Source organism: Candidatus Paceibacterota bacterium, from assembly GCA_028711505.1.
Lineage (GTDB): Bacteria > Patescibacteriota > Minisyncoccia > JAHISW01 > Tagabacteraceae > JAQTSC01.
Map to the genome: position 1 here is coordinate 27437 of JAQTSC010000004.1, position 13198 is coordinate 40634.

Annotated in this window: 13 protein-coding genes and 3 tRNA genes; 3 read left to right on the plus strand and 13 right to left on the minus strand. The window is 41.6% G+C overall.

The genetic code is table 11. The annotated features are described in order from the left end of the window. Nucleotides 1-273 precede the first annotated feature (273 nt). A complete protein-coding gene (locus PHC85_02320) occupies nt 274-1449 on the plus strand; it encodes a radical SAM protein (protein MDD5032925.1) in 1176 nt (391 codons plus the stop codon). Nucleotides 1450-1507: 58 nt separating this feature from the next. Here PHC85_02320 and PHC85_02325 read toward each other — a convergent pair whose 3' ends face one another. The 9 genes from PHC85_02325 to gpmI all read right to left on the minus strand — a co-directional run bounded on the left by PHC85_02325 (nt 1508) and on the right by gpmI (nt 9399). Then, nucleotides 1508-1972, minus strand: coding sequence for an Hsp20/alpha crystallin family protein (locus PHC85_02325; GenBank protein ID MDD5032926.1), 465 nt, complete (start codon nt 1970-1972; stop codon nt 1508-1510). A gap of 4 nt (nt 1973-1976) precedes the next feature. Beyond that, on the minus strand, nt 1977-2705 hold the full coding sequence (locus PHC85_02330; protein ID MDD5032927.1) for a PrsW family intramembrane metalloprotease: 729 nt from the start codon (nt 2703-2705) through the stop codon (nt 1977-1979). 6 nt (nt 2706-2711) lie between these two features. Beyond that, nucleotides 2712-4811, minus strand: coding sequence for a valine--tRNA ligase (locus tag PHC85_02335; protein ID MDD5032928.1), 2100 nt, complete (start codon nt 4809-4811; stop codon nt 2712-2714). 40 nt (nt 4812-4851) lie between these two features. Continuing rightward, nucleotides 4852-6051, minus strand: coding sequence for a tRNA (adenosine(37)-N6)-threonylcarbamoyltransferase complex transferase subunit TsaD (locus PHC85_02340; protein MDD5032929.1), 1200 nt, complete (start codon nt 6049-6051; stop codon nt 4852-4854). 96 nt (nt 6052-6147) lie between these two features. Continuing rightward, nucleotides 6148-6753, minus strand: coding sequence for a hypothetical protein (locus PHC85_02345; protein MDD5032930.1), 606 nt, complete (start codon nt 6751-6753; stop codon nt 6148-6150). A gap of 101 nt (nt 6754-6854) precedes the next feature. Further along, nucleotides 6855-7454, minus strand: a complete 600-nt coding sequence (locus tag PHC85_02350; GenBank protein ID MDD5032931.1) for a lycopene cyclase domain-containing protein — start codon at nt 7452-7454, stop codon at nt 6855-6857. A 134-nt stretch (nt 7455-7588) separates the two neighbouring features. After that, a tRNA-Ser gene (locus PHC85_02355) sits at nt 7589-7675 on the minus strand. Nucleotides 7676-7740: 65 nt separating this feature from the next. Continuing rightward, nucleotides 7741-7812: transfer RNA gene (locus PHC85_02360), tRNA-Glu, on the minus strand. 30 nt (nt 7813-7842) lie between these two features. Continuing rightward, the gene (gene gpmI / locus PHC85_02365; protein ID MDD5032932.1) at nt 7843-9399 is read right to left on the minus strand and encodes a 2,3-bisphosphoglycerate-independent phosphoglycerate mutase; all 1557 of its coding nucleotides are present in this window, start codon (nt 9397-9399) and stop codon (nt 7843-7845) included. Nucleotides 9400-9593: 194 nt separating this feature from the next. Here gpmI and rny point away from each other — a divergent pair, with 194 nt between their 5' ends. Continuing rightward, nucleotides 9594-11123: a ribonuclease Y gene (rny, locus tag PHC85_02370; GenBank protein ID MDD5032933.1), complete on the plus strand. Its 1530-nt coding sequence runs from the start codon at nt 9594-9596 to the stop codon at nt 11121-11123. A 105-nt stretch (nt 11124-11228) separates the two neighbouring features. Next, complete coding sequence (locus tag PHC85_02375; GenBank protein ID MDD5032934.1) at nt 11229-11501, plus strand: HU family DNA-binding protein; 273 nt, start codon at nt 11229-11231, stop codon at nt 11499-11501. Nucleotides 11502-11653: 152 nt separating this feature from the next. On the opposite strand, the gene PHC85_02380 is transcribed toward PHC85_02375, so the two are convergent. From PHC85_02380 to PHC85_02395, 4 genes are all read right to left on the minus strand, one after another. After that, nucleotides 11654-11920: a hypothetical protein gene (locus PHC85_02380; GenBank protein ID MDD5032935.1), complete on the minus strand. Its 267-nt coding sequence runs from the start codon at nt 11918-11920 to the stop codon at nt 11654-11656. Beyond that, entirely contained in the window at nt 11913-12146 is a 234-nt protein-coding gene (locus PHC85_02385) for a hypothetical protein (protein ID MDD5032936.1), read from the minus strand. The genes PHC85_02380 and PHC85_02385 overlap by 8 nt, the downstream gene beginning before the upstream one ends. Before the next feature lie 137 nt (nt 12147-12283). Then, nucleotides 12284-12357 (minus strand) — tRNA-Gly (locus PHC85_02390). A gap of 404 nt (nt 12358-12761) precedes the next feature. After that, complete coding sequence (locus tag PHC85_02395; GenBank protein MDD5032937.1) at nt 12762-13190, minus strand: SET domain-containing protein-lysine N-methyltransferase; 429 nt, start codon at nt 13188-13190, stop codon at nt 12762-12764. Nucleotides 13191-13198 lie beyond the last annotated feature (8 nt).

Consider the following 13198-nt stretch of genomic DNA (forward strand, 5'->3'; position numbering starts at 1 on the left):
AAAACATTTTAGTAAATGGTTTAAATTGTGTCAATAGTTTATAACAATATTTACAAAATATGCTTATCTCCCTGTATTTATTAGCCTGTAAAATATTAAATTGATTATTTATATTGACAAATTATTCTTACGTGCTATCTTTCATGGCAGAACAGGTTCGCCGTACGTTGAAAATAGAGGAAAAACAGAAGGAGGATTAAAAACAAATTTGGATAGAAAAAGATGGCGGTTTTGGTTGCTTTTTAAACTAGCTGTTAGAAAGGAGAAGAAAAAATGGGAAAGCCGATTTTTAGCATCAAGGAAATTTCTGATTTGTTTCTGCCTTACATTCTAGCTGGGGAATTGCCTTCAAGAAAAACTTTTGGCAATAATTTTATTAACGGAGTAAAACATTGGTGGTTCCCCAAGGCGGATATCCAGGAAAGTTATGCTTCCGACCGTTTGAAAATTTTGGATCTTGAATTTGGCGACATCTGCGGTTTGCGTTGCGAATATTGTTTTAGGGCCGATGACGAGAGAGACATAAGTTTGTCCAAGAACCTTACTTTGGATGAATGGAAAAATCTGATAGACCAAGCGTTTCTTATGGGAGTTGAAGCAGTGAAGCTTATAGGCGCCGGAGAATTTTTTGAAGACGGAAGATTTATGGACGCTTTCAGATATTTAACCGAAAAAGGGATAAAGGCGGTGCTGTTTACGGCCGGATATGTATTGGCTGATGAAAAAAAGACTATAAAACTGCACGGAATGACCCCGGACGAAATAATTGATTATCTTTATAAAAATGGCCATTCGGTTTTTATCAAAGGCGATAGTTTCAAACCTGAAGTTATGGATGCCATGGTGCACAGAAAAAATTTCAGCGACAAGAGAAATATAGTATTAAAGAAATTGCTGGAAAGAGGTTTTACTGATGAAAGCCCCACCAGGCTCGGGCTTGAAGTGCAAGCCAATATCCATAATTTTACCGAACTTTTGGATATTGATAAATTGAAATATTACCTGAACATTTATTCCGATATGGTAACTTCAATGCCTTGCGGTATCTTTAACCTAAGAAAAGAAACCGGCCGGTCAATAGATTTGTCGTTAGATCAAAAATTCGAATTGTATAAAGCCATTTACCGGCAAAATATTGATTTTGACATTCCTTTTGGCGGCATCTTCCCCTTTATCGGAGGTCTAAAATGCAGCCAGCTGGGGAATGGTCTTTACATCAATGTTAAAGGAGATGTTTATGCCTGTCCCGGGTGCTTTGAAAAGCTGGGAAATATTAAGGGAGGAAACGATACTTTAAAAACCGTGTGGAATTCTCATCAGGAGAGAGCGGTGTTTCAAAAAGACGATTATATTTGTCCTCCCAGAGAAAATGCCGGTATTACTCCGACTTTTTTATACGAGGAAATAGCCAGAAATATTTCGGAGCGGTCCGGACGCGGAAAAGATTAAAACCAAAAGGCAGAAATTATTTCAATTTCTGCCTTTCACTATTTTTATACGATTTATTTTATCCGTGTTTTATCTTCAGTTTTTGCACCTTGTCGCGGTCTATTTTTGGCAGGCGGACAATAAGCACGCCGTCTTTTGTAGAAGCTTCCGCGGCATCGGCATCCACTTCTTGCGGGAGAAGTATTGAGCGGGAAAAACTTCCCCAGTAAAGTTCTTTGTAATAATAATTTTCTTCTGTCACTTCCCTTGCTTGCTGCCTTTTCCCCCGGACCGTTATCATGTCTTTTGTCACCGAAATATCCAAATCCTCTGGTTTTACTCCTGCGATCATGGCTTCTATCACGATTTCATTCGGTTTTTGATACATGTCAACCGTAAGTTGTCCCTCTTCGGAGTCTCCGCTCATCCAGTCGTCTTCTTTCGCGACAGCTTTGTTTTTGCGCTCGAATTTCCCCAGCTCTTCGGCGTCGTCGGAATAATTTCCGGTGAGTCTGTCAAAAAAAGATCTTTTGTTCATGTTCATAATTTTACTCAAGAGTTGTCGGTGTTTGCGCCGACCTTTTTAATTTTTTAACTTTTTCAAAAATATAGAGAAGAAAAATGACCATCAGCCAAAGAGGAAAGAAAATCTGAAAAATATGTTCTCCGTTTGTCTTTATTATAAAATAATTGAAAAACGTGTGCAACAGTGTTGCCAACATAAGCCCGCCAAAAATATTTCTGCCTAGCTTTTCTTTGTGAAAAAAGGAAAAAGCTATGCTTGCGCCGATACAGGATGAGCTTAAAACGTGCAAAAGTGTGGCTCCCGCGAATCTTAAATTGCTTGTTACTACTCCGGCTAAAAATCCGTAATGACCCACGACCTCCGTCAAAAAAATTACATTTTCAAAGGCGGCAAAACCAAGAGCCGCCGTGATGAGATAAATGATGGCGTCAATCGGTTCGTCGAAATCTTTTCTTTCAAACGCCACCTTGCGTGCCGCCAGGTACTTTGTGAGTTCTTCCGCGAGCGCCCACATGAATAAAAGGGCGAACCCTCCCCAAAGGTTTTCAATCGCCATTTTTTTGAACGCCCAATTGGTGATTTGTTCAATCGGAAGAGCCAAAGCCACTACCCCCATTCCGGCCAAAAAGGTGAGTATTAGAAGTCGTCGCGGTTCCGGATGGAGCCGGTCTTCTTTTAGCCAAAACCAAAGCCATAAAAGGGCGGGCATTATGCCTCCCGTCATCGCAAAAAATAATTCGTTGAAATTCATAAATTTTTATTCGGGCCACTCTTCCACTATTAACATTTTTCTTTTCGCGTCCGGCATGTTTGACCAAATTTCTTCCGTGATATGCGGCAGAAAAGGATGCAAAAGTTTAAGAGATGAAGTAAGGGTATAAATTAATATTTTTGCCGTGCTGTTTTTTAATTTAGCGTCTTCCATTTGTTTTTTTGATGATTCAACGTATTTGTCGCAGAAATCATGCCAGAAAAATTCATAAAGATCGCGAAGCGCGTATCCGAATCTGTATTTTTCAATATTTTTATCCGTAGTTTTTATGATATTTTCCAGTTTTTTTAAAATCGTTTTGTCTTCTTTCGTCAAACCTTGGATTTTTCCTTTTGTTTTCACTTCGGCGGTTTGCTGTAAAACAAACCGGCTTGCGTTCCATATTTTATTTAGAAACTTTTTGCCGGCCAAAACCGATTCTTCCGACCAGTGCATATCTTGTCCTGCCATATCTTGCCAGATAAGCCCGAACCTTGTCGCGTCCGCCCCGTATTTTTCCACGTAATTCATCGGGTCTATGCCGGTGCCCAGGGATTTTGACATTCTTTTTCCGTCTTTTGTGAGTATTGTCGGGTGGATAATGACGTCTTTGAAAGGCTCTTTTTTTTCAAATTCAATTCCCGAAAAAACCATGCGTCCTACCCATAAGTTTATTATATCGCGCGCGGTTGAAAGCACATTGGCGGGATAAAAGGTTTTTAAATCTTTTTCGCTCATCGTGGCGAACGGCCATAGCGCGGACGAAAACCATGTATCTAAAACATCTTCGGAGTTTTCAATCGGAATTTGGTGCCCCCACCAAAGCTGCCGCGATATGCACCAATCTTTGATATTTTTAAGCCAGTCCAGATAAACTTTTTCCCAGCGTTTCGGGTGGAATTTTACTTTGCCGCTTTTTACGGCCTTTGCCGCTTTTGCCGCCAGTTCGCCCATTTTCAGAAACCATTGAAGGCTTGGAATATTTTCAACCGTGCTTCCGCATCTGTAGCATACCGCTTTGTTGTGCGTGTAGTCTTCAATTTTTTCAATAAGTCTTTCCGCTTCCAGTTCCTGAACGATTTTTTCTCTCGCCTCTTTTACGGTGAGTCCGTCGTATTTTGCGGCCTCTGTTTTTTTGAGTTCTTCGTCCAAAACCATTTTCCCGTTTTCTCCTATGGCTTTTGAAACAGGAAGATTATTTCTTTCTCCTATCTCCGCGTCTATTATGCTGTGGGCTGGCGTGACTTTTACCGCGCCTGTCCCGAATTCTTGTTCAATAATTCTGTCGCTGATTATGGGAATTTCTTTTTCAACAATCGGGAGTATCGCTTTTTTACCTATAAAATTTTTGTAGCGAGCGTCCTTTGGGTTTACCGCTACGGCTGTATCGGCAAGCATAGTTTCGGGCCGCGTTGTCGCGACCACGACGAAGTCGCGGCCGCCCTGAGCTTGTCGAAGGGTTTCATTATTTTTTATGGGATATTTTATATACCAAAGTTTCGTTTGCTCTTCTTTATATTCAAGTTCCAAGTCGGACAAACTCGTGCGGCATTTCGGACACCAGTTTATTACCCGTTCGGCGCGGTATATCCATCCTTTTTTGTGGTAATGAAGAAAAGCTTTTTTTACCCATTCCTGGTAATCTTTGTCCATGGTAAAACGCGTTCGCGACCAATCGCACGAACTTCCCAGCTTTTTGAGCTGGTTTAAAATAGTATTTCCGTACTGTTCTTTCCACTCCCAGATTTTTTCCAGAAATTTTTCGCGCCCCAAATCGTGGCGAGTTTTGTTTTCGGTTTTTAAAAGATTTTTTTCAACCACATTTTGAGTGGCGATTCCCGCGTGGTCTGTTCCGGGTAGCCACAAGGTTTTATAACCCTGCATTCGTTTTTTGCGTGTAATGATGTCCTGTATGGTGGCGTTTAACGCGTGCCCCATGTGTAAAGAGCCGGTAATGTTTGGAGGAGGAATTACAATAGTAAAAGGCTTCGCTTTTTTCGGCAATTTTAATTTATCGGGATTAAAATATCCCGATTTTTCCCATTTTTCGTAAATTTTTTGTTCTATTTCTTTCGGGTCGTAAGGCTTGTTAAAATCGCTTGCCATAAAGGATATATTAACCAATTTTTTGTTTTTTGGGAAAGATTTAAGATAGTTTTAAATTTCCGTTTGCTTGAATTTTAAGGAATTTTTTCGAGCCGGGGTCCGTTCCTTTGCCGCGTTCGGCGTACCCTGCGAGCGCTATCATCGCGGCATTATCACCCGTGAATTTTATTTCCGGAATTAAAAGTTTTATTTGATTGTCGATTATCGGTTTCTGGCTGGCGAGCCGCTTTCGTAATTCGCTGTTTGCCGCTACTCCGCCGCCCAAAATTATGGTTTCCGCTTTGTTTTCTTTTGCTGCGCGCAGTGTTTTTGCGATTAACACTTCAACGGCCGCGTTTTGAAATTCATAAGCAGCCGAGATTTTTATTTCCTCCGTAATTTTCGGAAATTCTTTAAGTTTGTAAAGAAGAGAGGTTTTAAGTCCGGAAAAAGAAAAATCAAAATCTTTTGAATTGAGCATGGGCCGCGGCAAGTTTATTTTTGGAATTTGGAAATTGGAATTTGGAAATTTTCCCGCGGCCGCGGCGATGGCCGGGCCTCCCGGGTAACCTAATTCGAGCATTTTTGCCGCCTTGTCAAAAGCTTCTCCTGCCGCGTCGTCGCGCGTCTGGCCGAGTAATTTGTATTTTAGCCATTCTTTTATTAAAACAATCTCCGTGTGTCCTCCGCTCACAAGAAGCGCTACCGCCGGAAATTTTATTTTTGGAAACCGGAAATTGATAATTGGTGATTTTTTTTCCGTTTTTCCTTGAAGAAAAGCCGAAAAGAAGTGTCCTTCCATGTGGTTTATCGGAATAATCGGTTTGTTCCACGCGAAAGAAAGCGCTTTGGCGAAATTTATTCCTACCCATAAAGCCGGTTCAAGCCCCGGACCATGAGTTATCGCTATCGCGTCAATTTTTGGCGTTCCGTATTTTTTTAGAAACGGCAGAGTCTTTTTCAGTAAAACATCTTCTCTTTTTAAAATATCGTTTGGTTCATTCTCTCTTTTTATTTTTTGATTTCGGCTTTTTAACAAACCCGCTTCTTTTAAAGCTTTAACTAAAACCGGCACTAAATTTTTTTGGTGTTCTCTTTTTGCCAGTGTCGGCACTACCCCGCCCCATTTTGCGTGTATTTTAATTTGCGAGGAAATTATGTTTGAAAGAATTTTAAAACGGGCATTTGGAAAAATTCCGGTTGCCTCTACGACGCTTATCGCCGTTTCATCGCAAGACGTTTCTATCGCAAGAATACGCATAAAGTTATTTATATCTTGTTTTTTGGAAAAATAAAACGGCGGACAGAGTATGTTTTCTGTCCGCCGGGGTCTGGCCGCCGAAAGCGGTTCTCGGTTTTAGTCTTCCTCAAAACAGGCGGTTCTGGCCTGGACCAGCGCTCCGCTGAATCTGACCAGAAAATCTTCCATTTGCGCCGGAGAAAGGGCTGGCATTTTTTCAACTTCCGAAAGAATTTTTTCCAAGGCGCCAATCTCCTGCCCGTGGTAGTGAGCTTGATTCCAAGAGCTTCTGTTTTTTCCCGCCATCTCCGGGCTGATTGGAAATTTTTTGTCTCGGATTTGCTCGTCCAGCGCGTTTAAGATGAGCAATAGCCCGTTTAATTCTTTTAAAAAAAGTTCGCGCCTTTCGGTGTTATTTGCGCTGCCGTCAGACTTGTCCTCAAAAAGCCCCATGTAAACTCCTAAAGCCGGAAGAATTCCGCCTCTATAATTTGTGTCTGCCGCCAGAATCCAAAGCCGTATCATTTTTTCGGCTTGGTTAAGATTTTTGGCTTCTGTTATAAAAGCCAAGACCGGCAGGTCTGTTTTTACCCTTTTGCCGCTGTCTAAGGCGGCAAAATAGACCTGTTCGGTTTGCTCCCAGTTTATTACCCCGCTAAAACACGGGGATCCTCCGAAAAACAAAATCATTATCGCCGCGGCGCAAATAAATATTTTTTTCATTCCCTCTCCCTCCTTTTTGTTTTGCGAAAAATAAAAATATAAAGAGCAGAGCCTTTTTACCCGAGTTTATTCTACCACGAGTTTTGTTTTTTGCAACCCCTTTAGTTTCTTTTAGATATGTTCTTGTACGAGCGTGTGTATTCGTATAAAACAGACCAGAATGCTCCTCCGCAAAAAGCGCCGAGTATTTCTTCGAGAGGAACACCAAGAAGTTTGAAGTTATTGAAAATCTGATTGGAATAAAAACGCGAAATAAAATCGTTAAAAAACGCATTTAATAGCGAGAAAAGAAAAAAATAAAAAACCCCGAAAATAATACCCGCGACGGCCATTTGTTTTATTAAATCTTTACGCAGAAAGCCGGTCAAAACGGAACCGCAGACAAAAGCCGCTAAAAGATTAAGCATGGGTTTTTGCGGGGTGAAAAATTCAGCGGCCAAAAACACCAAAACAAAAAGAAAGAACGGCGCGAGGTGAAGTTTTTTGCTTTCTTTTCCCGGGGCTTTTTTCAAACCCTTCTTTCCGATAAATTCGTAAACAACGGCCGCGATTCCGGCGATTGAAAAGGCGTAAATAAATCCTTCAACGCCGAAACCGTATTGCCGCATTAAATTGAAAAGAGATTCGGGGTACCAATAATGAGGGACAAAAAATAATTCTATAGCTCCGAACGGCATGCCTATGAAACTTGCCCAGAGCATCTCGCGTCGCAAATCTTTCCGCAATAAAAATAAAATCAGCCAGAAAAACAAAAAAATCAGAGAGCCTGTTAAATATGCGTATTGGTATGGGATAAATAATTCCATTTTAAAGCTCGTATCAGAAATTATTGGTACGGAGGAGGTGAGATTCGAACTCACGAGGCCCTTTCGAGCCTACCGCTTTTCGAGAGCGGCCCGTTCAACCACTTTGGTACTCCTCCAGAAAAATTAAAAAGTTTATTAATAGCCCCTAGGGGAGTCGGTCACAGCTCTTTTGCTTCGCTTGTAGCCCCTAGGGGAGTCGAACCCCTGTTGCCACATTGAAAGCGTGGCGTCCTAACCGCTAGACGAAGGGGCCATCCTTCGGTTTCGCAAAAACAATAATAACCTAATTTATTTTGGAAATCAAACTTTTTCCTGTCATTTCAGGAGGCGTTTGCAGTCCTAAAAGTTCAAGAATTGTCGGAGCGACGTCGGCTATAACTCCGGTCGCTTCTTGGTATTTATGCGAAATTTCCTGCGATGTAAGCGCCGTCTGCTTTTTAAATTTATCTCCTACTATATAAATCGGCACAGGATTGGCCGTGTGATTCGTTCTTTTTTCTCCTGTCAGTTTGTAAATTTTTTCTTCTATGTTTCCGTGGTCAGCGGTTATTATCGCCGCGCCTCCAAGCTCTATAATTTTTGGAAGAATCCTGCCCACGCATTCGTCCAGAACTTCGATCGCCTTTATGCATGAATTAAAATTCCCCGTGTGTCCCACTAAATCGGTATTGGCGAAATTTATAATCATAAAATCGTATGAGCCGAGTCTTTCCAAAACGGCTTCGGTGATTTTTCCGGCGGACATCTCCGGCTGGTCATCGTAATGAGGAATTTTTAAAGAAGGGACAAGCAGTCTGTCTTCCCCGTCAAACGGCTGTTCTTGTCCTCCGTTGAAAAAGTAAGTAACATGCGCGTATTTTTCGGTTTCTGCTATGTGAAATTGTTTAAGTCCGGCAAGAGAAATCAGCTTGCTCAAGGGGTTTTCTATATGAAACGGAGGAAACGCCACTAGTGCCGGAGAATCTTCGCTGTATTGGGTCATTGTCGTGAACAAAAGATCGGCGACTTTTTTTCTCTCAAATTTATCAAACGACGTTGAAACAAACGCCGAGGTTATTTCTCTTTCGCTGTCTTCTCTGTAATTGAAAAAAATCACGGCATCTCCGTTTTTTATTTCTTCGGCGTTTTTGTTGAATCCGGGTTCGATAAATTCGTCCGTTATTCCCTTTTTGTAATTTTCTTCTATAAATGCCGAAGCGTATTCAAACGGCTGCCCCGTTTCTTCCGTAAAAAGTTTGTATGTTTTTTCGATACGGTCCCATTTGCTGTCGCGGTCCAGAGCGAAATATCTTCCTATTATGGACGCTATTTTTATATTCGGATAATTTTGTTCGAGTCTTTCTTCCAGTTGTTTGAAAAATCCGGCGGCTTCCGTTGCTGGAGAGTCTTTCCCGTCGGTAAAAAGATGAAGATATGTTTTTCCGATTTCGTTGTTTTTCGCCATGTCCAAAAGAGCGTAAAGATGCTCGGCGTAAGCGTGCACTGAGCCCGATGAAAAAAGCCCCATAAGATGCAGATTGCTTTTATTCTTTTTTACGTGGTCAACCGCCGCGACAAACGCCGGATTGGTAAAAAAGTCGCCGTCGTGTATTGAGGTGATTATTCTTGGAAGGTGATTGTAAATCGCTTTTCCGGCGCCAAGAGTAAGGTGTCCGACTTCGCTGTTCCCCGCTTCGCTCCACGGAAGCCCTACGGCGATTCCCGACGCTTGCAAAGTGGTGAACGGATACCATTTTTCTATTTCCGAAAAAACGGGATGGTTGGCAAGCTGCCATGGAGATTCCGTGGCGTGCTTGTCGTAGCCGAATCCGTCTAGAATTATTAGAACAACTGGTTTCATAAAATAATTTTAGCACAACAATAGCTTTAGCTCTAAATTTTTGACACCGAAACAAAAGTTTGGTAAATTGAAGTTATCAAATTCATAAAGACTTTGAAATTACCAATCTTTAATATCAATGCAAAACCGTTATTTATCCGCTATCTTTGGACATTTTAGCTCTACGGAATTTAGCGGCGCGCTAAAAAATCAATATGAACTTAACAACGCTATTTGGGGTGGCGCTGGCTTCGGTTGTCGTGGGTGGCGTGATTGGCTATTTTTTAAGGCATTTAATCGCTCTGCAGAGAAAAAGCTCAATAGAAGTTAAAATCAAGCAGCTCTTGGTTGACGCCAAGGCAAAAGCCCAGGAATCCGTTGAAGATGCTTCAAAAAAGGCCGAAACCATTCTTGAAAAAGCAAAAGAAGAAGAGCGGGCAGTCGCTTCGCAGGTAAGAAAACTCGAAGAACGCATCGTTCGCCGGGAAGAACTTATAGAAAAGAGGCGATCGGAACTGGAAAAAGACGCTCAAAAATTCAAACAAAAAGCCGAAGAAATAAAAGAACTTCAGGAACAGCTGAAGCTTTTGGATTTTCAGAAGAGACGGGAACTGGAAGTGGTTTCAAAAATGTCCGAAAAAGACGCGAAGGAGGAACTTCTTCAGGAAGTCGAGAAAAAATACAGCGAAGATATTCTGCTTAGGATTAAGAAATTGGAAATGCTTGGGCAGGAAAAAATGGAAAATAAAGCTCAGGAAATACTGGTTACAGCGATTCAACGGCTGGCCTCTTCCACTGCTTCGGAAATTACCACAACAGCCGTTACCATTGGTTCTGACGAATTAAAAGGAAAAATAATAGGAAAAGAAGGAAGAAATATCCGCAGTTTGGAAAGGGCGGCAGGAGTGGAAATAATTGTCGATGATACTCCAGGCTCGGTGGTTATTTCCAGTTTTGATCCGGTCCGCAGGCATGTAGCGAAAATTGCTCTTGAAAATCTTATCTCGGACGGCAGAATACAGCCGGCGCGCATAGAAGAAATGGTTGCCAAGGCTAAAGTTGAAGTTGAAAAAATGGTGAAAGACAAAGGAGAGAACGCGGCGTATGAGGTTGGAGTTTTTGATATTGAACCCCGGCTCATCGTGCTTTTGGGGCGACTTTATTTCCGTGTGAGTTATGGCCAAAATGTTTTGCAGCATTCCATTGAGACGGCTCATCTCGCGGGAATGATAGCTTCGGAAGTCGGAGCCGATGTCCCTCTCGTAAAAAAAGCCGCGCTTCTGCACGACATCGGAAAGGCCGTTGACCATGAGATTCAGGGAACTCATGTTGAAATCGGACGCCGCATCTTGCAAAAATTTAATGTTGACGAAAGAATCGTCCATGCCATGGAATCACACCACGAAGAATATCCTTATACTTCTTTTGAGGCGGTGATAATTCAGGCGGCTGACGCTATTTCTGCTTCTCGTCCGGGAGCGAGACGCGACACATTGGAAAATTACCTAAAAAGGCTTGAGGAGCTTGAAAGCATTTCCAATTCTTTTGAAGGGGTTGAAAAATCTTACGCTATTCAGGCGGGTCGTGAAATAAGGGTTTTCGTGTCTCCTGATAAAATTTCCGACCTTGAAGCCAAAAAATTGGCACGTGACATAGCGCAAAAAATTGAACAGGAAGTAAGATTCCCGGGAGAAATAAAAGTGCATATTATTCGCGAGACCAGAATAGTGGAATATGCCCGGTGATGCGCCTGTTGATATCTCTATGGCAAAATAATGGTATTTTGCCTATAATTCGTGTATATTTTAACGAGGTCGAATTTAATCGATTTTAAGTATTGACACAGAACCATGAACAAAGCATCTATTGTTGAAAACGTTGCCGCCATGACCGCCGGAAGCAAAGCGGAAGCCGAAAGAATTGTTGATGGCATTTTTGACAGCATCGTTTCCACATTGAAAAAAGGAGAAGAAGTTTCCATTGCCGGATTTGGTATTTTTGCCGTAAAAGCAAGAGCTGCTCGTCAGGCAAGAAACCCGAAGACTGGTGAGATGGTCCAAGTAGCGGCTACTAAAGTCCCGAAATTCAGGGCTTCAAAAGCGCTAAAGGACGCCGTTAAATAGTTTCTCGGCTAATTAAGGGTTTAGCCTTTTTGTAATCACACATCTTCCGGAAAGATGAATCCAGCCCCGACGCAAGGTCGGGGCTGGATTGTTTTCGGGCGAAAAAAAATTCCCCCATCATCTCGCATGGCGGGATGATGGGGGGCTACTGATTATCTGTTCAAGAGACTGGAAGTAAATTTAGTCAATGCCATTGTTTGGTTTTTCGCGATGCATTCTTTGCAAATATGGCCATTAACATTTCGTTTGCCTGTTCCGTATTCGTAAATCTCAATAGCATACGCGAAATGTCTTGTTCCTCCTTCTCCCCCGCATCCTTCTCTCTCGCAAATCGCGCATTTTGAAAGATGCTTTGTTTCGTCCTCACAAAAATCGCAGGTCTGCACTAAAACTTCCCGTAACTCTTTTCTTTCAGCCATGTCTTAGTCCCTCCTTTAGGCTTGCTTTCCGGATTTTTTCTTTGGCATAATTTTTGGAAGAAAAAATTTTAAGCATTTCATCTACAATTTCCTGAGCCGTTTCTTTGCTTCCTTCGCAAAAGGCCCATCCACTGTCAATACATGTTAAATGGCTTAAGTTTTTCTTGATTATACCGGCGATTTTTTTCTTCAGTTTTTTAATACCAGGCGGTTTATTTTTAATCAAAACCTCCTTTTCTCTCAATCTTGCCATATTGCCCTCCTTTTTTAGAGGTCAAGAATTCAAAATCTGCTTTATTCTTAACATGACAGATTTTTCCGGTCAAACGAGAATTACTTAATTTTAACTTGCAATTTCCTACATGGTGCGGGATGGGAGAATCGAACTCCCGCCCAGAGTTTGGAAAACTCTTATTCTGCCATTAAACTAATCCCGCGCGTTGTTTCATGTGAACCCCCCTAGAAGTTCAATGGAATGAACCTTTATTAATTCTTATTTATTTTGACCATGGGGACAAGCTGTGAATAAATATGGAAAAAATCTGTGTTATCTTATAATACCTTTGTTTATAGTGTCCATTAGAAATGTCCGATATACACAATTTGTTCATTACTTCCTCTTCATTTTCGTTTTTCGCAATTGCTGAACGAAGCGCGAACCTTTTTTGAACAAAATCCTGACTGATTGCCGCGCTTCGCGCGGCAGAAACTGAACGCTCGGGCGGGCAAAAAGGAAGGGGGTTGGGGGGGGAAGGAATTTTTGCCCGCCCTCGCTTTCCGACTCCGATTTTTCCGCCGCCGCCGAATTTCGTGCCAACTTAGTTGGCACGCCGCCTATATTTCAACTCTTGGTATTTCTAATAGAACTTTTCATTCTATAAAATTCCTCTTTGTTTTCCTGGGGCTCGTTTAATGAATTATAGTCAATTAATATTTCTTCTCCTCCCTTTATATCCTTTGCAGCATAATACCATTTATATTTTTTTTGAAACACATTTGGACTTTCGGAATGATTTATATACCAGCCAATTTCCATGTGTCCAAAATCATTTGGGCAAAGTAATTTTTCCCCTCGATCAACACAATATCCCCGAAGAATCACCGGAATTTTTTCTTTGCTAACTAAACGAGCTCTATCAACCTCGTCTTCAATTTGGTTTCCCCAGAGCCTCAAACGTGTGCCTTTTATAATATCATGAATCGTGAAAACACCGATACCATGCTTCGTTGGTTTTAACACAAATGAAAATTCGGTAGTTTTATTCTTCATAAGAAATT